Source organism: Bradyrhizobium sp. AS23.2 (genome assembly GCF_001908185.1).
In the GTDB taxonomy this organism is placed as follows: domain Bacteria; phylum Pseudomonadota; class Alphaproteobacteria; order Rhizobiales; family Xanthobacteraceae; genus Bradyrhizobium.
Genome location: NZ_LGHM01000173.1, coordinates 1 through 22,908 on the forward strand (window position 1 = coordinate 1; position 22,908 = coordinate 22,908).

Annotated in this window: 17 protein-coding genes, 1 tRNA gene and 1 pseudogene; 7 read left to right on the top strand and 12 right to left on the bottom strand. The window is 62.9% G+C overall.

What is annotated here, in order from left to right:
* Positions 1-184: 184 nt before the first annotated feature.
* From AC630_RS32970 to urtA, 7 genes are all read right to left on the bottom strand, one after another.
* Positions 185-532 carry an FmdB family zinc ribbon protein gene (locus AC630_RS32970; protein ID WP_074122613.1) on the bottom strand — a complete coding sequence of 116 codons (348 nt, stop codon included), beginning with the start codon at positions 530-532 and terminating at the stop codon, positions 185-187.
* Between the two features lie 94 nt (positions 533-626).
* The gene (gene fmdA / locus AC630_RS32975; RefSeq protein ID WP_074122614.1) at positions 627-1,856 is read right to left on the bottom strand and encodes a formamidase; all 1,230 of its coding nucleotides are present in this window, start codon (positions 1,854-1,856) and stop codon (positions 627-629) included.
* A 27-nt stretch (positions 1,857-1,883) separates the two neighbouring features.
* Complete coding sequence (gene urtE, locus AC630_RS32980) at positions 1,884-2,573, bottom strand: urea ABC transporter ATP-binding subunit UrtE (protein ID WP_074122615.1); 690 nt, start codon at positions 2,571-2,573, stop codon at positions 1,884-1,886.
* Between the two features lie 10 nt (positions 2,574-2,583).
* Positions 2,584-3,339, bottom strand: a complete 756-nt coding sequence (urtD, locus tag AC630_RS32985) for an urea ABC transporter ATP-binding protein UrtD (RefSeq protein ID WP_074122616.1) — start codon at positions 3,337-3,339, stop codon at positions 2,584-2,586.
* A 10-nt stretch (positions 3,340-3,349) separates the two neighbouring features.
* Positions 3,350-4,483: an urea ABC transporter permease subunit UrtC gene (gene urtC, locus AC630_RS32990; RefSeq protein WP_074122617.1), complete on the bottom strand. Its 1,134-nt coding sequence runs from the start codon at positions 4,481-4,483 to the stop codon at positions 3,350-3,352.
* 32 nt (positions 4,484-4,515) lie between these two features.
* The gene (gene urtB / locus AC630_RS32995) at positions 4,516-5,442 is read right to left on the bottom strand and encodes an urea ABC transporter permease subunit UrtB (RefSeq protein ID WP_074122618.1); all 927 of its coding nucleotides are present in this window, start codon (positions 5,440-5,442) and stop codon (positions 4,516-4,518) included.
* Positions 5,443-5,568: 126 nt separating this feature from the next.
* Positions 5,569-6,831: an urea ABC transporter substrate-binding protein gene (urtA, locus tag AC630_RS33000; protein WP_074122619.1), complete on the bottom strand. Its 1,263-nt coding sequence runs from the start codon at positions 6,829-6,831 to the stop codon at positions 5,569-5,571.
* A 169-nt stretch (positions 6,832-7,000) separates the two neighbouring features.
* On the opposite strand from urtA, the gene AC630_RS33005 reads away from it, so the two are divergent.
* The 3 genes from AC630_RS33005 (at position 7,001) to AC630_RS33015 (ending at position 12,765) form a co-directional block, all read left to right on the top strand.
* On the top strand, positions 7,001-10,372 hold the full coding sequence (locus AC630_RS33005) for a hybrid sensor histidine kinase/response regulator (RefSeq protein ID WP_074122620.1): 3,372 nt from the start codon (positions 7,001-7,003) through the stop codon (positions 10,370-10,372).
* Positions 10,356-11,285, top strand: a complete 930-nt coding sequence (locus AC630_RS33010; RefSeq protein ID WP_074122654.1) for a response regulator — start codon at positions 10,356-10,358, stop codon at positions 11,283-11,285. The genes AC630_RS33005 and AC630_RS33010 overlap by 17 nt, the downstream gene beginning before the upstream one ends.
* A 412-nt stretch (positions 11,286-11,697) precedes the next feature.
* Positions 11,698-12,765, top strand: coding sequence for an OmpA family protein (locus tag AC630_RS33015; RefSeq protein ID WP_143198502.1), 1,068 nt, complete (start codon positions 11,698-11,700; stop codon positions 12,763-12,765).
* 54 nt (positions 12,766-12,819) lie between these two features.
* Here the strand turns inward: AC630_RS33015 and AC630_RS33020 are convergent.
* The 5 genes and pseudogenes from AC630_RS33020 to mnmA all read right to left on the bottom strand — a co-directional run bounded on the left by AC630_RS33020 (position 12,820) and on the right by mnmA (position 17,805).
* Positions 12,820-14,183 (bottom strand): annotated as a pseudogene (locus tag AC630_RS33020) (DUF2130 domain-containing protein).
* A gap of 738 nt (positions 14,184-14,921) precedes the next feature.
* Positions 14,922-14,998 (bottom strand) — tRNA-Met (locus AC630_RS33025).
* A gap of 259 nt (positions 14,999-15,257) precedes the next feature.
* Positions 15,258-15,620, bottom strand: a complete 363-nt coding sequence (locus AC630_RS33030; protein WP_074122622.1) for a hypothetical protein — start codon at positions 15,618-15,620, stop codon at positions 15,258-15,260.
* A 284-nt stretch (positions 15,621-15,904) separates the two neighbouring features.
* Positions 15,905-16,543: a class I SAM-dependent methyltransferase gene (locus AC630_RS33035; RefSeq protein WP_074122623.1), complete on the bottom strand. Its 639-nt coding sequence runs from the start codon at positions 16,541-16,543 to the stop codon at positions 15,905-15,907.
* Positions 16,544-16,623: 80 nt separating this feature from the next.
* Complete coding sequence (mnmA, locus tag AC630_RS33040; protein WP_074122624.1) at positions 16,624-17,805, bottom strand: tRNA 2-thiouridine(34) synthase MnmA; 1,182 nt, start codon at positions 17,803-17,805, stop codon at positions 16,624-16,626.
* A gap of 359 nt (positions 17,806-18,164) precedes the next feature.
* Here mnmA and AC630_RS33045 point away from each other — a divergent pair, with 359 nt between their 5' ends.
* The 4 genes from AC630_RS33045 (at position 18,165) to fliF (ending at position 22,901) form a co-directional block, all read left to right on the top strand.
* On the top strand, positions 18,165-19,748 hold the full coding sequence (locus AC630_RS33045; RefSeq protein ID WP_074122625.1) for a flagellar hook-length control protein FliK: 1,584 nt from the start codon (positions 18,165-18,167) through the stop codon (positions 19,746-19,748).
* 13 nt (positions 19,749-19,761) lie between these two features.
* Positions 19,762-20,475 (top strand): flagellar hook assembly protein FlgD, encoded by a 714-nt coding sequence (locus tag AC630_RS33050; RefSeq protein WP_074122626.1) that lies wholly within the window; start codon positions 19,762-19,764, stop codon positions 20,473-20,475.
* Positions 20,476-20,825: 350 nt separating this feature from the next.
* Entirely contained in the window at positions 20,826-21,101 is a 276-nt protein-coding gene (sciP, locus tag AC630_RS33055) for a CtrA inhibitor SciP (RefSeq protein ID WP_002714638.1), read from the top strand.
* Between the two features lie 183 nt (positions 21,102-21,284).
* Positions 21,285-22,901: a flagellar basal-body MS-ring/collar protein FliF gene (gene fliF / locus AC630_RS33060; RefSeq protein ID WP_074122627.1), complete on the top strand. Its 1,617-nt coding sequence runs from the start codon at positions 21,285-21,287 to the stop codon at positions 22,899-22,901.
* Positions 22,902-22,908: the final 7 nt, after the last annotated feature.

The window sequence follows — 22,908 nt, forward strand, 5'->3', positions numbered from 1 at the left end:
TAATCTGCAGCGCTTCGGCAATCGAACGGACAGTTTCGCCGGCATCAGCCCGTGCCAGAGCGCGCTCGCGAATGTCTTCCGAAAACGGTCGCGTCATCCATGCTGGCGTCCGTTCGCCAGCATGGAGTTTGAATCAGAAATTGCCCCATCTGGGAATCCAGATTCCGCTAAAAGACAACATGCTCTAGTGGCTGATCATCCAAGGACGAGCCGTCGGGAAACTCTTGGCACCGCTCTTAGTCCTCGCCATGTGCCGCGCCGGCTTCTTCTTGCCCGTGGAGCAGCAACCGCAGCCGGGCCCATGCGACGCCTTGTATTGCGCGAGCGTCTGCGGCGCGTGCGTGCTGCGCTCGTTGACGGCGTGCGCCTTGCGCTTCTCCGCCGGCATGCAGAAGAAATTCGGCGCGGTCAGGAGCACGCGCGGCGCGAGAGTCTCGCAGTGCGGGCAGCTTTGCGGGTCGTCGCATTCCGCCATCGGGCGCAGATCCTTGAAAGGTCCGCAGTCGTCACAGAGATATTCATAGACCGGCATCGCATCATCCCCACGCTCTTGCCTGTTCAAAATGATCCCGCAGCGGATGCGGGGCGGCAAAGAGGCGCCGTCCCGCATCCTTCTCGCGCAGGGATTACTTGTCCGGCGATATCGGCATCTGGATATCGCCCTTGATGTGCTTGATGGGCCCCGCCGCCGACGGCATCACGTCGAAGTCGAAGATCTCCGTCGGCAGCCACAACGTGGCGCAGGCATTGGGGACGTCGACCACGCCGGAGATGTGACCCTGGCACGGCGCTGTGCCGAGGATCGAATAGGCCTGCGCGCCGGAGTAGCCGAACTTCTTCAGATACTCGATGGCGTTGAGGCAGGCCTGTCGATAGGCGATGTGGACGTCGAGATAGTGCTGCTTGCCGGCTTCATCGACCGAGATGCCTTCGAAAATCAGATAGTCCTTGTAGTTCGGCGTGATCGGCGACGGCTTGAAGATCGGATTCTTGATGCCGTATTTCGCCATGCCGTCCTTGATCACCTCGACCTTCAGATGCAGCCAGCCGGCCATCTCGATCGCGCCGCAGAAAGTGACCTCGCCATCGCCCTGGCTGAAGTGCAGATCGCCCATCGAGAGACCTGCACCGGGCACATAGACCGGGAAGTAGATCTTCGAGCCGCGCGAAAGGTCCTTGATGTCGCAATTGCCGCCATGCTCGCGCGGCGGCACGGTGCGCGCGCCTTCCGCGCCGATCTTGTCCTTGACGTCGCCCTTGGCGCGGCCGCCATGAGCGGTCGGCGCGAACGGCGGGTTGGCAAGGCCGGGCACGCGGGCAGGGTTGGTCGAGATCAGCTCGGCCTCGCGCTTGTTCCACATGTCCAGCATCTTCGGATCGGGCAGACAGCCGATCAGGCCGGGATGGATCAATCCGGCAAAGTTGACACCCGGCACGTGGCGGGACGAGGTGTAGAGCCCCTTGATGTCCCAGATCGACTTCTGCGCCAGCGGGAAATGATCGGTCAGGAAGCCGCCGCCATTCTGCTTGGAGAAGAAGCCGTTGAAGCCCCACAGGCTCTCCTTGAGCGGACCGACGTCGAGCAGATCCACGACCAGGAGGTCGCCGGGCTCGGCGCCCTTGACACCGATCGGGCCGGACAAGAAGTGCACGATCGACAGGTCGATGTCGCGCACGTCGTCGGCGGAATCGTTGTTCTTGATGAAGCCGCCGGTCCAGTCATAGGTCTCGATAATGAAGTCGTCGCCGGGATTGACCCACGCCACGATCGGAATGTCCGGGTGCCAGCGATTGTGCACCATGTCATTTTCATAAGCCGACTTGGTGAGGTCGACCTTGATCAGTGTCTCTGGCATCGAGATGCTCCCCTTTTACACGGTTGGTTAGACGGACAGATATTTCGAGACTTGCGCGGCATCGACGCTGTCACGCGGATCGTCGCGGACGATCTCGCCATTCTCGATGACCAGCACGCGGTCGGCGATATCGAGCGCGAAGCTCAGGACCTGCTCGGACACGACGATCGACAGGCCGCGTTCGTCGCGGATGCGCTTCAGTGTCCGCGCCATGTCCTTGATGATGGAGGGCTGAATGCCCTCGGTCGGCTCGTCCAGCAGCAGCACCTTCGGCTTGGTCGCGAGCGCACGCGCAATCGCGAGCTGCTGCTGCTGGCCGCCCGAGAGATTGCCGCCACGACGGCCCTTCATCTCGAGCAGAACCGGGAACAATTCGTAGATGTCGCCGGGCACCTCGGACTCGCCGGTGACCACGAGGCCGGTCTCGATGTTCTCCTTCACCGTCATGGTGGAGAAGATCATGCGGCCCTGCGGCACATAGGCGAGGCCCTTGGCGACGCGCTCGCAGCTCTTGAGCCCGCCGAGCTCGGCGCCGTCCATGGTCATCGAGCCGCTCTTTGCCGGTAGAATGCCCATCAGCGACTTCATCAGCGTGGTCTTGCCCATGCCGTTGCGGCCCATGATCGCGACGATCTCGTTGGGCGCGACCTTGACGTTGAGGCCGTGCAGTACCTCGCTCTGACCGTAGGCGACGTGAAGATCGGAGATTGCCAGCATCGTCGCGCTCCTAATGACCGAGGTAAACTTCGATGACCTTGGGGTCGTTCTTCACCTTCTCCATGGTCCCTTCCGAGAGGATCTGGCCCTGGTGCAGCACGGTGACCTTGTGGGCGATGTCCTCGACGAACTTCATGTCGTGCTCGATCACCAACACCGAGCGGTTCTTGATGATGCGGTTGAGCAGCTCGGCGGTCTTGGCGCGCTCGGACACGCTCATGCCCGCGACTGGCTCATCGAGCATCAACAGGTCCGGGTCCTGGATCAGCAGCATGCCGATCTCGAGCCACTGCTTCTGGCCATGGCTGAGCTCGGATCCGTAGGTGTCGAGCCTGTCCTTGAGGAAGATCATCTCGGCGACCTCCCCGACCCGCTCCTTCACCGGCTGGTCGCGCTGGAAGGTCAGGGAGCCAAACACGGTGCGGCCGCGCGGAAACGAGATCTCAAGATTCTCGAACACGGTGAGGTCCTCGAACACCGACGGCGTCTGGAACTTGCGGCCGACGCCGGTCTGGACGATCTCGTTCTCCTTCATCTTCGTGAGCTCCTGGCCACGAAACTGGATCGAGCCCGAGGTCGCCTTGGTCTTGCCGCAGATCAGGTCGAGCACCGTGGTCTTGCCGGCGCCGTTCGGCCCGATGATCACGCGGATTTCGTTCTCTTCGACGTAGAAGGAAAGATCGTTCACCGCCTTGAAGCCGTCGAAGGAGACGGTGAGGCCGCTGACCGCGAGCAGAAAATCCTTGGGCTGATGTCCAACGAGCATGACGATCTCCTCACTCTGCCGGCGCGCCGTCGGCGACCGAATTGTCGTTCCAGCCCGACTTGCGTGACCCGAACAGGCGATCGACGCGCGGCTGGACGTAGTCGGCCCAGATGCCGGACAGGCCATTCGGGAAGGCCAGCACGACTGCGATGAACAGCGCACCCAGGCCGAACAGCCAGAGCTGCGGGAAGGATTCCGACAGCGAGGTTTTTGCGAAGTTCACCAGCAGCGAGCCCCAGACCGCGCCGAAGATCGACATGCGGCCGCCAACCGCGGTGTAGATCACCATCTCGATCGACGGCACGATGCCGACGAAGGACGGCGACATGAAACCGACCTCGAGCGTGAACATGGCACCGCCGATGGCGGCGAAGATCGCCGCCGCGCAGAAGGCGAAGATCTTGAAATTCGCGACGCTGTAGCCGGAGAAGCGGACGCGGTCCTCCTGCTCGCGCATCGCCACCAGGATGCGGCCGAGCTTGGTCAGGCGGATGAACTGGGCGGCGATGATGCAGGCGAACAACAGCACCACCTCGACGAAGTACAGGATGAACTTGGCGTGGTCGGTGCGGATATCCCAGCCGTGCAGCGTCCGCAGGTCGGTGATGCCGTTGACACCGCCGGTGTAGCCCTGCTGACCAATGATCAGGATGGTGAGGATCGCCGCGATCGCTTGGGTGATGATGGCGAAGTAGACGCCGCCCACCCGGCGCTTGAACATGGCGGCGCCGATGATCAGGGCGAAGATCCCGGGCACCAGCAGGATCGCGACCAGCGTCAAGGGAAAGCTGTGGAACGGCTTCCAGAAGAACGGCAGCGCGGTGAGCTGATTCCAGTCCATGAAATCGGGAATGCCCGGCGTCGACTGGATCTTGGTGTTCTCGACGCTGGACGCCTCCAGCTTCAGATACATCGCCATGCAGTAGCCCCCGAGGCCGAAGAACACGCCCTGGCCGAGGCTCAAGATGCCGCCATAGCCCCAGCAGATCACCAGCCCGATGCCGACGAAGGCGTAGGTCAGATATTTGGCGACCAGGTTGAGGCGGAAGATATCCAGCGACAGCGGCAGGATGACGAAGAGCAGCACGGCGAGCGCAAGGAAGCCGATCAGCTCTGAGCGATTGAAGAAGCGCGCGTTGATCATGACTGGGGTGCCTGCCTGTTCCTACTTGCTTCCTACTTGCGGACCTTGAGCGCGAAGAGCCCCTGCGGCCGCACCATCAGGATCGCGACGATGGTCAGCAGCGTGATGACCTTGGCCATCGATCCCGACAGGAAGAACTCCAGCGTCGACTGGGTCTGGGAGATCGAAAAGGCCGAGGCGATGGTGCCGAACAGGCTGGCGGCGCCGCCGAACACGACGACCAGGAAGGTATCGACGATGTAGAGCTGGCCCGCGGTCGGCCCGGTCGAGCCGATCATGGTGAAGGCGGAGCCCGCCACACCGGCGATGCCGCAACCGAGACCGAAGGTGTAGCGGTCGACCTTCTCGGTGTTGATGCCGACAGCGCCGGCCATCACGCGGTTCTGCACGACCGCGCGGACCTGCTTGCCCCAGCTCGACCAGAATAGCACGTAGGCCACAGCGATGGTGATCAGGATGGTCAGCGCCATGACGAACATGCCGTTGATCGGGATCTGGATGGAGTCGGTCGCCTGCCAGGAGCCCATCATCCACTCCGGCAACTCGACGCCAACCTCGCGTGCGCCGAATACCGACCTATAGGCCTGCTGGAGGATGAGGCTGAGGCCCCAGGTTGCAAGCAGCGTATCGAGCGGGCGCTTGTAGAGATGCCGTATCATCGCCCACTCGACCAGCATACCGAGCGCGCCCGAGGCGATGAATGCCAGTGTCATGGCGATGAAGAAGTAGCCGGGGAACAGCCAGGGCGCGAATTGCTGGACGGCGTTCGAGGTCATCCAGGTGACGTAGGCGCCCAGGATCATGAACTCGCCATGGGCCATGTTGATGACGCCCATCTGGCCGAAGATGATGGCGAGCCCGAGCGCCATCAGCACGTAGACGGAGAACAGGATCAACCCGGCAAAACCCTGCATCGCGAAGATGGCGCCGAGATCACCGAGCGAATAGTCACCGAACATGAACCGCCCTCCGGAATTCCAGGTCAGGCCGCGCACCAGCAGACAGCGCGCGGGAATGGTGGGCGTGGGCCAATGAGGTCCACGCCTGATGTCGGAGAATGAGGAGAACTCAGGCGAGCGCCGGGCTCACTGGTAGCCCTTCGGGAACGGATCGGGCTCGACCAGATCGGCGGTCTCGTAGACCAGCTCGTACTGGCCATCTGCCTTGGCCTTGCCGACGCGCGTCTTCGACCAGAGGTGATGGTTCTCGTGGATGCGCACATAGCCTTCCGGCGCGCCCTTGAACTCGACGCCGGGCGATGCGGCCGCGACCTTGTCGATATCGAAGGAGCCGGCCTTCTCCACCGTCAACTTCCACAGCCACGGGCCGAGATAGGCAGCCTGGGTGACGTCTCCGATCACCGTCTTCTCGCCCCACATCTTCTTGAAGGCGGAGACGAAAGCCTTGTTGTTGGGATTGTCGAGCGACTGGAAGTACTTCATGCAGGCGAACGCGCCCGCGATGTTCTCACCGCCGATGCCGTCGATCTCGTCTTCGGTTACCGAGATCGTCAGCAGGGTCTGCTTGGAGAGATCGATGCCCGCTGCCTTGAGCTGCTTGTAGAACGCGACGTTGGAGCCGCCGACGATGATGGCGTAGATCACGTCGGGCTTGGTCAGCTTGATCTTGTTGATGACCGAGTTGAACTGGGTGTGGCCGAGCGGGAAGTATTCCTCGCCGACGACCTTGGCGCCCTGCAGATGGCCTTCGATATGCTTGCGCGCGATCTTGTTCGAGGTGCGAGGCCAGATGTAGTCCGAGCCGAGCAGGTAGAAGGTCTTCGCGCCCTTGGTCTTGTTGACCCAGTCGAGCCCCGCGATGATCTGCTGGGTGGCCTCCTGGCCGGTGTAGATGACGTTCTTGGACTGTTCGAGGCCTTCGTAGAAGGTCGGGTAGTACAGCATGCCGTTGTACTGCTCGAACACCGGCAGCACGGCCTTGCGCGAGGCCGAGGTCCAGCAACCCATGACGGCCGCGCACTTGTCGTTGACCAGCAGCTTCTTGGCTTTTTCCGCGAAGGTCGGCCAGTCCGAGGCGCCGTCTTCCTGGATGAACTTGATCTTGCGGCCGAGCACGCCGCCCGAGGCATTGATCTGCTCGATGGCGAGCTTTTCGGCCTCGACCGAGCCGGTTTCGGAGATCGCCATGGTGCCGGTGACGGAGTGGAGGATGCCGACCGTCACCTCGGTGTCGGTGACCGCAAGACCCGTGGTGTTGACCACCGAGGTCGCCGGCGCCTGCGCGAACGACGTCCGCGGCAGCATCGTGATGGCCGGCAGCGCTGCCATTCCCATCAGCAGTTTACGCCGGAGCGGCGAATTCAGGCCCTTGTTGGCTTCGTCTGACATGAGCACCCCACTTTTTGTTCGAGGACACGCGATTGGTCCCGTGAGGATGGCTCGGATTTGTGCACCGCAAGCATACGCAAGATCGCGTATACTGCACCGCAAAATACCGGCGTAGGCTTTTGGTACGGAATTTGCGAGGGCTTCGGGTCGGTATCGGGAGTGGGGTCAAGTGGCAGGGCGGCAGCGAATAGACCGCGTCAGGCGCCAGTACAACCAATGGGTCGCCAACCAGACGCTGGAAGACTACGCGCTGCGCTTCACGGCCAAGAGCGCTCGCCGCTGGTCCGCCGCGCGCGTCGCCAACACTGCGCTTGGCGCGATTTCCTTCCTGGCGCTGGAGGCGATCGGCGGCACCATCACCCTGAACTACGGCGTCACCAACGCCAGCGCGGCGATCCTCGTCGTCTCCACCATCATCTTCTGCTGCGGCGTGCCGATTGCCTATTACGCAGCCAAATGCGGCATCGATATTGATCTGCTCACCCGCGGCGCCGGCTTCGGCTATATCGGCTCCACTGTCACCTCGCTGATCTACGCCTCCTTCACCTTCATCTTCTTCGCGATCGAGGCCGTTATCCTGGCGACGGCACTCGAGATGTGCTTCGGCATTCCGCGCCCGATCGGTTATCTCATCAGCGCGGTCGCGATCATTCCGCTCGTCACCTACGGCATCACGTTGATCAGCCGTTTCCAGCTCTGGACACAGCCGATCTGGATCATCCTGCACCTCTTGCCCTTTGCCGCAATCGCCTGGGCCAATCCCCATTCGTTCACGGAATGGCGCAAGTTTTCCGGCGAGCATGGCGATCTCAGTGGTCATTTCGATCTGTTGCTGTTCGGTGTTGCCTCGTCCGTGGTGTTCTCGCTGGTGGCGCAGATCGGCGAGCAGGTCGACTTCCTGCGCTTCCTGCCGCGCGATCGCCGCGCCTCCAGGGTGTCGTGGTGGATTGCGCTGATGAGCGCAGGGCCCGGCTGGATCGTGCTCGGCGCAATGAAACTGCTGGCCGGCTCGTTCCTCGCCTTCTTCGCGCTCAGCCACGGCGTGCCGCCTGAAGAAGCCGCCGAGCCCGCGCACATGTATCTCGAAGCGTTCCGATACGTATTGTCGCAGCCGGACCTCTCGCTCGCCCTGACCGGCACCTTCGTGATCCTGTCGCAGCTCAAGATCAACGTCACCAACGCCTATGCCGGCTCGATCGCCTGGTCGAACTTCTTCTCGCGATTGACCCACAGCCATCCGGGCCGCGTCGTCTGGCTGGTGTTCAACGTGATGGTGGCGCTGCTGCTCATGGAGATCGGCGTCTACAAGGCGCTGGAGCAGACGCTCGCGCTCTACTCCAACGTCGCGATCGCCTGGGTCGGCGCGCTGGTGTCCGATCTCGTCGTCAACAAGCCGCTCGGCCTGCGTCCGCCGCAGATGGAGTTCAAGCGCGCCCATCTCTACGACATCAACCCGGTCGGCGTCGGCGCCATGACGATCGCAACCATCATCTCGATCGCGGCGTTCTACGGCCTGTTCGGTCCGACAATGAAGGCGCTGGCCGCCTTCGTTGCGCTGACGGTCGCCTTCGTCACCGCGCCGGCCATCGCCTGGCTGACCGACGGCAAATTCTACATCGCACGCAAGCCGAAGAAGAGCTGGGCCAGTATCGAGGCGATCCAGTGCTGTATCTGCGAGCACAGCTTCGAGCCGGAGGACACGACCTCGTGCCCGGCCTACGCCGGTCCGATCTGCTCGCTGTGCTGTTCGCTCGATGCGCGCTGCCACGATCTCTGCAAGCCCCATGCACGCGCGCAGGTGCAGTTTTCCGACGCACTCGGCAGGATTTTGCCGCAGCCGATCTATGAGCGGATCAATTCGCAGTTCGGCCATTATGTCGGCGTGTTCGCGGTCTCCGCCGGCCTCGTCGCGCTGGTGCTGGGACTGATCTATCTCCAGACCTCGGCGAGCGCGCATGGCGAGAACATGCTCGTCTCGAACGTGCTGTGGAAGGTGTTCTTCTCGCTCAGCATCATCATCGGCGTCGTCGCCTGGCTGTTCGTGCTGGCGCAGCAGAGCCGCCGCGCGGCGGAGGCAGAAACGCGGCGGCAGACCGCGCTGTTGATCCAGGAGATCGACGCACACAAGCGCACCGACGCCGAATTGCAGCGGGCCAAGGAGGTCGCGGAATCCGCCAACCTTGCCAAGAGCCGCTATGTCGTGGGCCTCAGCCACGAGCTGCGCTCGCCGCTGAATGCGATCAGCGGCTATGCCCAGCTCCTCGAGCAGGATACGACGCTCAACACCAAGCCGCGCGATCAGGTCCGTGTGGTCCGCCGCAGCGCCGACCACCTCTCCGGCCTGATTGACGGTATCCTGGACATCTCCAAGATCGAGGCGGGGCGGCTTTATCTCTCACGCGACGAGGTGCGGCTCAGCGAGTTCCTGGATCAGCTCGTCGGCATGTTCCGTCTTCAGGCCGCCGCCAAGAGCATCGACTTCGTGTTCAGGCGGCCGGCGCATTTGCCGGTGGTGGTGTATGCGGACGAGAAGCGGCTGCGCCAGGTGCTGATCAATTTGCTCTCCAATGCGATCAAATTCACCCAGACCGGCAGCGTACAGTTCGTCGTGCATTACCGCAGCCCTGTTGCCGAGTTCGAGGTGATTGACACCGGCCCCGGCATCCAGGGCGACGATCTCGAACGCATCTTCGCCCCTTTCGAGCGCGGCGCGCTCGGCGTCTCGCAGCCGCAGACCGGCACCGGGCTCGGCCTGACGATCAGCCGGCTGCTGGCCGGGGTGATGGGCGGCGACATCAGGGTCATGAGCACGGTCGGCACGGGCAGCACGTTCAAGGTCAAGATATTGCTGTCGGAGGTCACCAATCCGCAGCGCATCGCCCCGGTGGAAGCGCCGGTCTCCGGCTATCTCGGCGCCCGCAAGACCATCCTCATCACCGACGATGACCCTGTTCATCGCGACCTCCTGCGCGAGGTGCTGACGCCGCTCGGCTTCATCCTGCTCAGCGCCACCGACGGTCCCGGATGCCTCGCGCTGGCCCAGCATTGCCGGCCCGACCTGTTTCTGCTCGACATCTCGATGCCGGGCATGGACGGCTGGACCGTGGCGGAGTCGCTACGCGCGAGCGGTCATCATCAGGCCCGCATCCTGATGGTGTCGGCGAGTGCGTTGGAGGCCCACGGCACACCGCTGGCGCAACCCTTCCACGACGGCTATCTGATGAAGCCGATCGACATCCCGCGGCTGCTGGAGACCATCCGCCAGCTCCTCAAGATCGAGTGGCAATACGGGTCTGACGAAATCGTCGTGCCGCCGTGGCGACCGGAGAGCGGCTCGCGACCACCGGTGCGGCACATCGAGGCACTACTCGGGCTCGGTCAGATCGGCTACGTCAAGGGCATCCAGTTGAAACTGGACGAGATCGGCAGCGAGCATCCGGAACATGCCGACTTCGTCGCGCAGATGCGATCGCTGATCGACCGCTTCGACCTCGATCAGTACATGGCTACATTGAAGACGTTGCATGCGTATGAACACTGAGCCGAAGAAACGCGACGTCGCGCTCGTTGTCGACGATTCCCCGGAGACGCTGCGGCTGCTCACCGACGCGCTCGACGGCGCCGGAATGACTGTCATGGTGGCGCTCGATGGCGCAGCCGCAATGCGCATTGTCGACCAGATCACGCCCGACATCGTGCTGCTCGATGCCGTGATGCCTGGCATCGACGGATTTGAGACTTGCCGCCGGCTTAAACGCGATGCGGGCCTCGCCAATGTCCCCGTGATCTTCATGACGGGATTGGCCGAGACCGAGCACATCGTGCGCGGGCTGGAGGCCGGCGGGGTCGACTATGTAACCAAGCCGATCGTGGTCGAGGAGATGCTGGCGCGCATCCGCGTCCATCTCGGCAATGCGCGGCTGACCCAGAGCGCGCGCGCCGCGCTCGACGTCTCCGGCCGCTTCCTGTTCGCCGTCAACCGTCAGGGCCACGTCCTCTGGGCGACGCCGCAGGCGCAAAAACTGCTGGCCGATCATCACGGCGCGCAGGCCGACGACGATTTCGTCCTGCAGCCATCACTGCTGCAATGGCTGGAACAGGCGAAGGGCAAGGGCAGCGCGAAGTCCCAGGCCGCCTCCTTGCCCGACAATCCGCAACTCCGGCTCTACTACATGGGCGAAACCGCGCAGAACGAGTTCCTGCTGCGGCTCTCCAAGGAGTCGGGCACTGCGCAGCCGCCCGAATTCACCAGTGAACTCGGTCTTACCACCCGAGAGGGAGAGGTGCTGGCCTGGCTCAGCAAGGGCAAGACCAATCGCGACATCGCGCAGATTCTGGGATTAAGCCCGCGCACTGTCGACAAGCATCTAGAACAAATCTACGCGAAACTGGGAGTCGAAAATCGGACCGCCGCCGCCGCGATTGCGGCCAATGCGACGAGGCGGAGTTCATAAACTACCGCGATCAGGTAAGAAGAATGAATGGAATGTCCGCTGGTGGTCTTGGCTGTGTGAAAACGCAACGGCGCTCAAATTTCGGAGAAAAGAATTCCTTCAAACACCGCTTCTGAGACCGCGAAGAGGATACAGAGCTTCGGTGCCGCGTGATCTGAGAAGTAGATTCTCCGCCATCCGCCGGAGTTCGCGTTTTTACACAGCCAGGGTCAAGAGCGCCAGTTTCAACGGCGGCAAATCACTTCTGGTCACCCCCGATAAGCAGACCATTTCAAAGCCAAGCCGGACTTCGCCTCGGGGCCGATGCTGTCGAAAAAATGCCGTGGCATAGTTGGTTTTGCTATCCGGGGGCACTTTCGGCTTTGTTCTTGGCTGGACGTCGGAGGCTCAGCCTACCATAAGGACGAGGCGCATGCAGCGCCCAATGGTCGCCGCCTTGCCACTTCTGAGCCGCGAAATCGCGATCAGTTCGTCCGAGGCCTTGGAGGCCCTCGTCGAGAAGCTCAAGGCTATCGCGGGAAGCAGCGATCCGCAGGCAATCGATCAATACTGGCGGGAACTGGTGGAAGGCCGCGCAACCGCCGACGAACTCCAAAAGTCCGGCATGACGTTAACGGAACTCCGCGACCGGATTGCGCAGGTGAAGACGTTGGAAGCCAACGGCATCGACGTCGACAAGGCAGTTAGGGACGCGAACGCCATGGCGGCGATCAACCGTGCGCTGGCCAAACCGAGCGAGCCACCCGTATCGACACAGTCGATCATCGATGCGCTTAACCGTACCGCCCCGGCCGGAGGCTCGCCCGGCCATTTGTGGCCGCCGATCATCAGCCTCAGCGAGGCCGACGGCAATTTCTTCAAGAGCGGCAGCGCCGAGCTTTCCGCACCGTTCCGTGAAAGCCTTCTGACGAAAATCCCCGCAAAGCTTCTGGGGTACATCAATGATGTGGATGTCGTCGAGGTGGTCGGCCACACAGACGAGCAGCCCCTTGGCGTGCACCAGTCCAACCTGGACCGGGATCTGCGCCCGGTTCTGAAGGGAAAGACGGAGGTCGGAAAGCTCGTTCCGGCCGACAACGCCGGCCTAGGACTGGCTCGAGCAGCGTCGGTCGTAAGCGTTCTCAAGCAGAACACCCAGCTTGCGAACTACGAGATCATTCCACTTTCGGGCGCGCAGCTCGTGAATACCGACGAAACGCTCGCGATCGAGGGGATACCAGCGAATATTCCGGAGCGACGCCGGATTGAAATTAGGCTTCGGACGTCGAGCGCCCACGAAGCTACAGCGAGCATTGCGCCGCCCGCCCCCGCTCGCATACCAGCTGTTCCGCCCCGTGCGGCAGTCACTCCGGTGAAGCCACGTCCTCCGGCATCTCCTGCGCCCATATCACTATTACCGCGGCAACTCTCATCGCCACCTAAGCCAGTAGCGCCGCCGGTAACCCGGCCGGCGCTGGGCGCCACCGCGATAGCGCATTAATAAAGACTATCGCACATCGGGTAATCGCAGTCCGCCTCGAGCATGCGGCTATTTTTATTCGGCGGCTTCAGCGGCTTGGTTTTTAAGCTCCGCAAATTTTGCCGCCATTGTCGGGTTGGCCCGTGTGAGCTTCTTGATTGTCACGTCCTGCGCCTTGTCGTTGGCAAGGCGCAGATTGCGGTCTGCACCTATCAGGCGTCCTTTGTCTTCTGGAGATGGTCAATGGACTTATCGATCTCATTGATCGCCGTCTGGAAATGCCTGGAGGCCAGATCGCAGTTCTTTGCAAACCCGTTCTTGAACGTCTCAAGCTGGCTTTCAAATTGCGTGATGTCGATATTTTGCGCTTTAACGAGCGCCAGCTCGGTCTTGTACTTCAGGGAGTTGAGAGATGCATTCCGCAGAAGCGTAATCATGGGCAGAAAGAATTGCGGCCGGACGACATACATCTTCGGATAACGGTGGAAGACGTCGACGATGCCCGCGTTGTAGAGTTCGCTGTCAGGTTCGAGCAGTGAAACCAGGACGGCATACTCGCACCCCTTCTCAGTGCGATCCCGGTCGAGTTCCTTGAGGAAGTCCTCGTTCTTACTCTTCGTTGCGGTTTTATCGCTCTCGTTTTTCATCTCGAACATGATCGAAATGATCTCGGTGCCGGCCTCGTCCGAGTCGCGAAAGATGTAATCGCCCTTGCTGCCGGTTCGCGCGTCGTTGTCTTTCTCGAAATACGCCCGCGGAAAAGCCATCGACCGTACCCGGTTGAACTCGGTCTCACAGTGCTGTTCGAGGGTCTCGCCAACCATCTTGGTCGAGAGGCGAGCCTTCATATCCTTCAGGCGTTCGATCGCGTCATCGCGATCCTTGATCTGCGTTTCGTACTTGTCCTTGAGAGCCTTTTCAGCCAGCTGTTTTTCAAGCTCTGCCTGCTTAATGCCATTTTTGAGCTCATCGCGCTCTTTTTCAATGGCACTGACCGCTTCGGTAACGGCGAGCCTCTTTTCAAGCTCGACACCTTGGAGCTTGGCCTTTAGCTCTCGGATTTCATCTTCCTTGGCAGCAGAGACTTTGTGCAGCTCGCTGGCCAAAAGCGCTTCAGCAAGCTCAGAGGCAGCTTTCCTCTCGTGTTCAGCTTGCGCGAGCGCGTCACGCTCTTTTTCTACAGGACTGAGGGCTTCGGTGACAGCGAGCTTCTGAGCAACCTGGCTCGCCTCAAGCTTGGACTTTAGCTCTCGGATTTCGGCATCCTTGCCAGCCGCGGTCTTCTCCAGATCGTTGCTGAACTTGGCCTTGGCCAATTCCACAGCGTTCTGCTTCTGTCTTTCGAAGTCGCTGTCGCGGACCTGCTTCAGGATTTCCGCGTAGCCGGACTCGTCGACTTTGACGGCCTTGTCACAGTGAGGACAGATGATCTCGTGCATGTTTCCTGTCCGAAGGTTTGTGGCAGCTGCTGTTGTCATTCAGAGAAGCTTCTGGCGCGCGAGAACCGTCTCCGCCCATCATGAGAACAAAATTAGAACGCGCCCGTTTAGAGGGTCAAGCCGCAAGCGGCGGTTTTGCGCCTTTTGCTTTGGGAATCCCCCGCTTTCCGAAGCCCCGACCCAGCCGACTCGCTTCGCGGAATCGCAAAATCATAAATGCGCTTTTGCCGCTAACGCGAGCGCGCCTGTTGATCCCTGAAGCGCTGCGCCGAAGTCCGGTCGTCGTCCACCTCTTCGGACTCCTCGATCTCAAGCCAGTGCATCAGCAGGACGTACCCATCTTGGAAGACTGTTGTCGCGCGTCCCCATGGCTCCAACCGCAAGACCTTGTCCTCCGTATTTCCGAATTTCGCAATCGACTCCTTGAGGCCTTTCGCCTTGTTGGGGGACGCACTGAGCCATTCGCAAGCTTGAGGGATTTGGCAGGCGCGCGCCGAAACGCGAACCTGAGACCGTCAATGAAAAGCCAACTGGTGTTCGACTAGGGCGGCACGCGCATGGCGCAGGGATCGGCACCCAGCTCGATCGCCGTGTCGAAGGATTCGAATACGAGTGAACTTCAAGGATTCGACTGCTGCCCCAACTCACACGGTGGTACCAATGTGCTACGGAGGTCTGCGCCGAACAGCACGGTCCAGCCCGAATGACAGTAACCAATTGATTCCAATGCGGCTTTTTTGGTAGCGGGGGAGGGACTCGAACCCCCGACCCCAGGATTATGATTCCCGTGCTCTAACCAGCTGAGCTACCCCGCCACAGGGCTCGCGATGCCGAAACGGCTGATCTCGCGAACGCGCGGCATATAAGGAAGGGGGCGGCGGGCTGTCAATCCGCCTTCGCTAAAGCTTTGGCGAGACAAGGCGCGGAAGGGCGGAAAAGTGGCCGGTTTCGGCGCCGGAATCGGCCACTTTTCCGCACCAGACTCACGGAGAGTCCCCCTCACCCGAAATCCGCGCTTTTGCGCGGATTTCGGCCTCTCCCCGCGGGCGGGGAGAGGCGAAGGAAGAAACGACCCTATTTCGGCTTGACTGTCGGGTCGCCGCCGGGGCTGCCGGGGGGCGGGATGACGGGCATGGCGCCGTCGGTAGAGGGCGCCGGGGCGTGCATTTCGGGGTCGACGCCTGCGGGCGGGCAGATCACGCCGTCGGATTTGGCCAGCTTGTCGGCGAGCGGTTCCCGGGCCTGGCCGGTGGTGATGCCGTCGGGCGCGGTGGCGCGGTTGGGGCGGTCCTGGGGCGTGCAGTCTGCCGTGTGTTGCGGGGACGGCGGCGCGGTCTGTTGCGGCGGCGTCGCCGGGGCGGGCGGGGCCTGCGCGATCGCGGCGCCTGAGGCGGCGATCAGGAGGCCAGCCAGAATGATGTTTGATGTCGTGCGCATGGGACGGAAACGCGCGGGTTGGGCTCGATGTTCCTGGCCGAAGTGCGATGTGATCGGGCTTTGGATCGCAAACCCCAGCAATCGCACATGAAGCGTGGCAAATAGCTAGCCCGCGGCCATCCTTCGAGATGCCCGCCTACGGCGGGCCCTCAGGATGAGGTCGGGTTTTGCGGCAAGATATCAAACCCTCATGGTGAGGAGCCCGCCCAAGCGGGCGTAGCGGACGATGCTTCGCATCGCCGCGAGAACCATGCAGGCCCAACTGCGCGCTACGCTATTCACGATTACGATTTGTGGTAGCGGATCAGCGAAAAATGCCCCATCGGCGGCATCGGGCGGCGCTCGGCGAGCGTGACACCGCCGTGCCTTGCGGCCCAGTTGACGAGGCGGTCCCAGGGGAATTCCGGGCGCCAGCCGAGGCGGCGGGCTACGGGTGCGAAGGCGAGCTCGAAAAGCTTGCGCGGGCCGCTCTCCGCGCCGATGTGGTTGACGAGGATCAACTCGCCGCCGGGCTTGAGCACGCGCACGAATTCGTCGAGCGTGCCTTCGGGATCAGGCACGGCGGTGATGACATATTGCGCGACCACCGCGTCGAAGAAGTTTTCGGGGAAGGCGAGGTTCTTCGCGTCCATCACCGAAAGCACTTCGACATTGGACAGCCCGAGCGCGCGCACGCGCGCCTGTGCCTTGCGCAGCATCGGCTCGGAGATGTCGACGCCGCAGATCCTTGTGGTGCGCGAATAATCGGAGAGCGACAGGCCGGTGCCGACGCCGACGTCGAGGATGCGGCCGCCGATCCGGTCGGCCTCCGCGATGGTCGACTGCCTTCCGGCATCGAACACCTTGCCGAACACGAGATCGTAGACCGGCGCCCAGCGGCCATAGGCCTTCTCGACCCCGGCCCGCGAGATGTCTGCTGCCATACCCCCTGCCCCGGAAATTAGATTCTGATGCTGCGCATGATGTTGTCGGAAAACCGCTTCACACTTTTCCGGATCATGCGCTAGCCGCGCACCGCTTCCACCAGCGGCCTCGTCGTGCTCGTCGCGACCTTCGCGGCGGCGCTCTGGATGAAGCCGCCACCGAGCACGCGCGCCTGCCCGGTAGGCGCGTCATAGAACACGCAGGCCTGCCCGGGCGAGACGCCCTCCTCGCCCGCGACGAGCTCGACCTCGTAATGGCCGTTGCCACCGCGCAGCCACGCCGGCTGGGGGCTGCGGGTCGAGCGCACGCGCACGAACATCTCGAGGCCGCTGCCGATGGCGCAATCGATATCGCCGTCGCCGATCCAGTTGACGTCGCGCAGCACGATGCGGTGCATCTTCAAGGCATCGCGCGGGCCGACGACGACGCGTCGGCCAGCGGCATCCAGCCGCACCACGTACAGCGGCGAGCCGGAGGCGATGCCGAGGCCGCGGCGCTGGCCGACGGTGAAATTGGCGATGCCGTTGTGCTGGCCGAGCACGCGGCCGTCGAGATCGACGATCTCGCCGGGGTCCATCGCGTTCGGCCGCAGGCGAGTGATGATGTCGGTGTAACGCCCCGTGGGCACGAAGCAGATGTCCTGGCTGTCGTGCTTGTCGGCGACCGCAAGGCCGAAGCGGCGCGCGAGCTCGCGCGTCTCGGGCTTGGTCATGTCGCCGAGGGGGAAGCGCAGGAAGTCGAGCTGCTCGCGCGTGGTCGCGAACAGGAAATAGCTCTGGTCGCGATCACTGTCGGCCGCGCACACCAGCGCGCGCGAGCCGTTATCGAGGCGGCGCGAGGCAACGTAATGGCCGGTGGCGAGCGCATGCGCGCCGAGCTCGCGCGCGGTCTTCAAGAGATCCCGGAACTTGACCGAACGGTTGCACTCGATGCACGGCACCGGCGTCTCGCCGAGCGCGTAAGAGTCGGCGAAATTGTCGATGACGGACTCGCGGAAACGGTCCTCGTAGTCGAGCACGTAATGGGGAATGCCGAGTTTCGCGGCGACGTCGCGAGCGTCGTGGATGTCCTGGCCGGCGCAACATGCGCCCTTGCGATGAGTCGCCGCGCCATGGTCGTAGAGCTGGAGCGTGATGCCGACGACGTCATAGCCTTCCGCCTTCAGCAGCGCAGCCGTCGTCGAGGAATCGACGCCGCCCGACATGGCGACGACGACCCTGGTGTCCTGCGGACGGCCTTCGAGATCCAGACTGTTGAGCATGGGCCTTAAGGTTGTGACAGCGGCGTGCGGCGGATCCGCGTTTGCTTGAACTTTTCTTCGGCTTCCGGCGGGGCCATCGGCGATCCCCCGGAACTTTGGTTCCCGAAGGGCACGACTTGCCCGGTCGAAAGCGGCTGAGAGCACCTCTTTAATATAGGCGCCATTCCGGTGAAGCAATCACGCCAGCAGCCAGCTTGGGGCAATTCTTGCCGGGGAGGCAGAAATGGCGGGGTAGCGGCGGGCTTGGTGACGGCGACGCCAACCGTTCAAGCTATTGATTTTACATTATAAAATTAAGTTTTCATGACTGGCCCGCTCCTTGCTACCCCCATCCCGAAGATGTTTCCTAGGGGTCGCCTGTGGTCGGTGTGACGTCAGATGTAGCGGCAAACGTGCCCGTCCAGGGCGCGCAGCAAAAGCCTGCGCGGTCGCAGGGCACGAAAGACACGTCCGCGAACGACTCCTTCGGCTCGCTGGTCGACAGCAACACGCAGGCGATCAGCAACAATGCGTCGTCCCAGGCGCAGGATACCGCACCGCGCCGGACCGACACCGCGTCGTCGTCCGCCTCGGACAAGAGCCCGCGCGACAATTCGGCCACCGACCAGTCCTCGCAGAGCAAGGCCAGCGACGACACCGTCACGTCCGCGCCTACCAAGAGCGACACGACGACCGATCCGGCCAAGGCTTCCGGCAAGACCAAGGACAAGTCCGAATCCTCCGGCACCAAGTCGGCGGACAAGTCCGACGACACCAATGGGCTTGCCGCCACCGTTGATGCTTCGGCGACCGCGCAGACCGACGCGGCGCAAGCCGCGGCGCCCGATCCGAACGCAATCGTCGTGGCCGCGCCCGTGGTGCCGGTCGATCCGAATGCGGCCGCGAACCAGACCGCCAGCAACGCCTCTTCGCCGCTGACGATCGCCGCCGCCGGCATTGCCGCCAGCGCCTCCACCGCGGCGCAGATCGCGGGCACCAAGACCGATACCGCCACGGCGGGCGACAAGAGCGCCAAGACGGCCGGCGCCAAGGTCGATGCCGACACAGCGGGAACGTTGGGGGATGCAGCGACCGGCACGACTGATCCGACCGCGACCGATGCCAAGACCAATGGCGGGCTGATTGCCGCGGTCGACCAGGGCACGCCAAAAACCTCGTTCAAGGCGGCCGCCACCGCGCAAGCACAGACCGACGTCTCCAATATCGGCCAGGACGCGGGCAAGGCGAACGCCAACGCCACGCAGGCTCCGGCGACCGCCAGTGCCACGCATGCGCAAGCCGCAAAGCCTCAAGCCGAGGCGAACGCGACTGATGCGAAGGCCGGCGCCTCCGACCACACCGGTGATGCGACAACGGCTACGCCGACCACGCACGCTCACGCGGGCACGCAGACCGCTGCCACGCCGACCGACACCAGTGCGCAGGCCGCCTCCGCGATTCCTGCGCCGCTGACCACGACGACGTCGACTGCGACCGCATCGACCGCAACGCTCACCGCGACCGCGGCAAACACCACGGCCGTGCCGATCAGCGGTGTGCCGATCGAGATCGCGGCGGCCGCGCGCGCCGGCAAGACGCGCTTCGACATCAGCCTCGATCCGGTCGATCTTGGCCGCATCGACGTCCGCATCAATGTTGATCGCAACGGCCAGGTCACCTCGCATCTGACGGTCGAGAAGCCGGAGACGCTGTCGATGCTGAAGCAGGACGCGCCACAATTGCAGCGCGCGCTCGACGATGCCGGCTTCAAGACCGGCAGCAACGGGCTGTCCTTCAGCCTGCGCGACCAGAATTCATCGGGCCGGAATTCTGACCAGAGCAACGACAATGGCGGCAATGCCCGCCGGCTGATCATCAGCGAGGACGACACCGTTGCTGCTGCGCCCGGGCGCGGCTACGGCCGCATGCTCGGATCGAGCAGCGGCGTCGACATCAGAGTGTGAGGAGTATTCGCAAATGACCACCACGAATGCCGCCGCCGCCCCGAAACCCGTCTCCGGGACGACCGACATCCCGAAATCCTCATCGTCGGGCTCCCTGAGCTCGACCACGGGATCGACGCTCGCCGGCAATTTCCAGACCTTCCTGACGCTGCTGACCACGCAGCTGCAGAACCAGAACCCGCTCGATCCGCTCGACACCAACCAGTTCACCCAGCAGCTGGTGCAGTTCGCCGGCGTCGAGCAGCAGCTCAAGACCAACGACTCGCTCTCCCAGCTCGTCAGCCTGCAGCAGACCACGCAGGCGACCCAGGCGCTCGGCTTCGTCGGCAAGACCGCGGTGGTCGACGGCACCACCGCGACGATGAAGCAATCGTCGGCAACCTGGCATCTCAACGTGCCCTCGAGTGCCACCGTCGAGATCTCGATCGCCAACAGTGCCGGCCAGACCGTGTTCACCGGCAAATATACGGCCGGCGCCGGCAGCGACATTCCCTTCACCTGGAACGGCCAGGGCAATGACGGCACGCAGTGGCCCGACGGCAAGTACACGATCTCGGCGACGGGCAAGGATATCGCGGGCAACAATGTCGGCGTCGCCGCGCAGGTGCAGGGCGTGGTGTCGTCGGTCGACCTGACCCAGTCGCCGCCGCTGCTCACGATTGACGGCAACAGCTACACGCTGAGCCAGGTGAAGACCATCGTCGCCACCAGCAGCTCCGGCAGCTAAGGCGGCGCGGCACATACGGTGTCGTATAACCCGAGGAAGTAGTTCGAGCATAAGACGGTAATCCCGAGTCTTCGTAAGAACTACTCCATGGGTCCCGGGCTCGCGCTGCGCGCGCCCCGGGACGACAATTGAGGGGCTTTGCGACGTCACCGCGGGCCTCGTTTGTTAGTAAAGTATTTACCTCCTGACCGCTTGGCCGGCTCGGACCATGGTGTCCAGCCTGCCGGGCCGGCTGTGTTGCGGCCATTTTCAACGAGAATTGTATTGAAGCCTTAGGCTTAGCGGATTTTTAAGTCGCCGGGGTTACGGTTACGGCGTGAGTTCAGTGGTTGAGAGTTTGTGAGTACGCCATGACAGAACCCCATCGCCCGAGGGTAAAATACGTCATCGGGCCGGACGGCAGTCCGCTGACGATTGCGGATCTACCTGCGCCCGGCACCAAACGCTGGGTCATCCGCCGTAAGGCCGAAGTCGTTGCCGCTGTCCGTGGCGGACTTCTCTCCCTCGAGGAGGCCTGCAGCCGATATACCCTGACGGTCGACGAATTCCTCTCCTGGCAGTTTTCCATCGACCAGCACGGTCTGGCGGGTCTTCGCACCACCCGCATCCAGCAATATCGCCAGTAAGCGATCCGGAAATCTGCGACTTCTAACGAAAATCGGCCTCGCCCCGCGAGGCCGATTTTTTTTCATGGTGCCACTTTTGTCCGACCTCTTAACCTTCGTTAACCATATCGAAACCATCACCTAGGCAATAATTGCCCAGTCGGCCTTTCCAGTGAAAGCGGCCGAAGCTGTTGGGGCGGTTGCTTGCAAGGTCTGGTTGACTTCCTGAAAGGTATCGGCGCCGCCCGGTTCGGGGCAATGATCGCGGTCACTGCCGCGCTCATCGGCTTCTTCGCGTTCGTCATCATGCGCGTCACCACGCCGCAGATGACGACGCTGTTCACCGACCTCAGCGTCGAAGATTCTTCCAGCATTATCAAAGATCTGGAACGCCAGGGCATCCAGTTCGAGCTGCGCAACGAAGGCACCATCATCATGGTGCCCAAGGACAAGGTCACCCGGCTGCGGATGAAGCTCGCCGAGGGCGGCCTGCCCAAGGGCGGCGGCGTCGGCTACGAGGTGTTCGACAAGTCGGACGCGCTTGGCACCACCAGCTTCGTCCAGAACATCAACCACCTCCGCGCGCTGGAAGGCGAGCTCGCCCGCACCATCCGCGCCATCGACCGCATCCAGGCGGCCCGCGTTCACCTCGTGCTGCCGGAGCGCCCGCTGTTCTCACGCGAGGCGCCGGAGCCGTCGGCCTCGATCGTGGTGCGGGTCCGCGGCTCGCTCGAAGCGCAGCAGATCCGCGCCATCCGTCACCTCGTCGCCTCGGCCGTGAACGGGCTGAAGCCGCAGCGGGTCTCGATCGTCGACGAGGCCGGCCAGCTGCTCGCCGATGGCGCCGCGACCGATCCGGAGCAGGCGGTCGGCGACGAACGCCGAATCGCCTTCGAGAAGCGGATGCGCAAGCAGGTCGAGGACATCGTCTCCTCAGTGGTCGGCACCGGCCGCGCCCGCGTGCAGCTCTCCGCCGATTTCGACTTCAACAAGGTCACCCAGACCTCGGACAAGTTCGACCCCGAAGGCCGCGTGCTGCGCTCGAGCCAGACCCGCGAAGAGCAGAGCATGACCGCCGACAACAACGGCCAGGTCACCGTCAACAACGAGCTGCCCGGCAACCAGCAGAACAGTGGTCAGACGGCGAAGGACCAGAGCAAGAAGACCGAAGAGACCAACAATTACGAGATCTCCCGCACCACCAAGACCGAGGTGACCGAGGCCGGCCGGGTCAATCGCATCTCGGTCGCGGTGCTGGTCGACGGCATCTATTCCAAGAACGACAAAGGCGAGCTCGCCTATCAGGACCGCACCAAGGAGCAGCTCGACCGCATCGCCGCCCTGGTGCGTTCGGCGATCGGCTTCGACCAGAAGCGCGGCGACCAGGTCGAGGTCGTCAATCTGCGCTTTGCCGATGCGCCCTCCACCGCCCCGATCGGCGAGCCCTCTGGCTTCCTCGGCATGCTCCAGTTCACGAAGGACGACGTCATGTACTTCGTCGAGCTCGGCGTGATGATGCTGCTCGGCCTCGTCGTGCTGTTCCTGGTGATCCGCCCGCTGGTCAAACGCATCCTGGCTTCCGACGAAGTCGCCGCCGCCATCAGCGGCGTTCTCGCCGGCCCGGGCGCCACAGAAGAGGCAGCTCCGGCGACCGGCGGCCAGCAGCTTCTGGCGGGCGGCGCCGCGAGCGCGATCGACGTCGCCACCATCCAGGGCCAGGTCCACGCCCAGTCCGTTCATCGCGTCGGCGAGCTCGCCGAGCGCAACCCCAACGAAACCGTCGCTATCATCCGCCAGTGGCTCGCCGAGCCCGCCAAATGACCCAAGC

Bases quoted from the DNA above. Each gene is read 5' to 3' on its own strand.
- AC630_RS32970 (WP_074122613.1), bottom strand. From the start codon at position 532: ATGCCGGTCTATGAATATCTCTGTGACGACTGCGGACCTTTCAAGGAT.
- AC630_RS33050 (WP_074122626.1), top strand. From the start codon at position 19,762: ATGACCACCACGAATGCCGCCGCCGCCCCGAAACCCGTCTCCGGGACG.
- sciP (WP_002714638.1), top strand. From the start codon at position 20,826: ATGACAGAACCCCATCGCCCGAGGGTAAAATACGTCATCGGGCCGGAC.
- AC630_RS33010 (WP_074122654.1), top strand. From the start codon at position 10,356: ATGCGTATGAACACTGAGCCGAAGAAACGCGACGTCGCGCTCGTTGTC.
- AC630_RS33030 (WP_074122622.1), bottom strand. From the start codon at position 15,620: ATGCGCACGACATCAAACATCATTCTGGCTGGCCTCCTGATCGCCGCC.
- urtB (WP_074122618.1), bottom strand. From the start codon at position 5,442: ATGTTCGGTGACTATTCGCTCGGTGATCTCGGCGCCATCTTCGCGATG.
- mnmA (WP_074122624.1), bottom strand. From the start codon at position 17,805: ATGCTCAACAGTCTGGATCTCGAAGGCCGTCCGCAGGACACCAGGGTC.
- AC630_RS33015 (WP_143198502.1), top strand. From the start codon at position 11,698: ATGCAGCGCCCAATGGTCGCCGCCTTGCCACTTCTGAGCCGCGAAATC.
- AC630_RS33035 (WP_074122623.1), bottom strand. From the start codon at position 16,543: ATGGCAGCAGACATCTCGCGGGCCGGGGTCGAGAAGGCCTATGGCCGC.
- urtC (WP_074122617.1), bottom strand. From the start codon at position 4,483: ATGATCAACGCGCGCTTCTTCAATCGCTCAGAGCTGATCGGCTTCCTT.
- urtE (WP_074122615.1), bottom strand. From the start codon at position 2,573: ATGCTGGCAATCTCCGATCTTCACGTCGCCTACGGTCAGAGCGAGGTA.
- urtA (WP_074122619.1), bottom strand. From the start codon at position 6,831: ATGTCAGACGAAGCCAACAAGGGCCTGAATTCGCCGCTCCGGCGTAAA.
- urtD (WP_074122616.1), bottom strand. From the start codon at position 3,339: ATGCTCGTTGGACATCAGCCCAAGGATTTTCTGCTCGCGGTCAGCGGC.
- fmdA (WP_074122614.1), bottom strand. From the start codon at position 1,856: ATGCCAGAGACACTGATCAAGGTCGACCTCACCAAGTCGGCTTATGAA.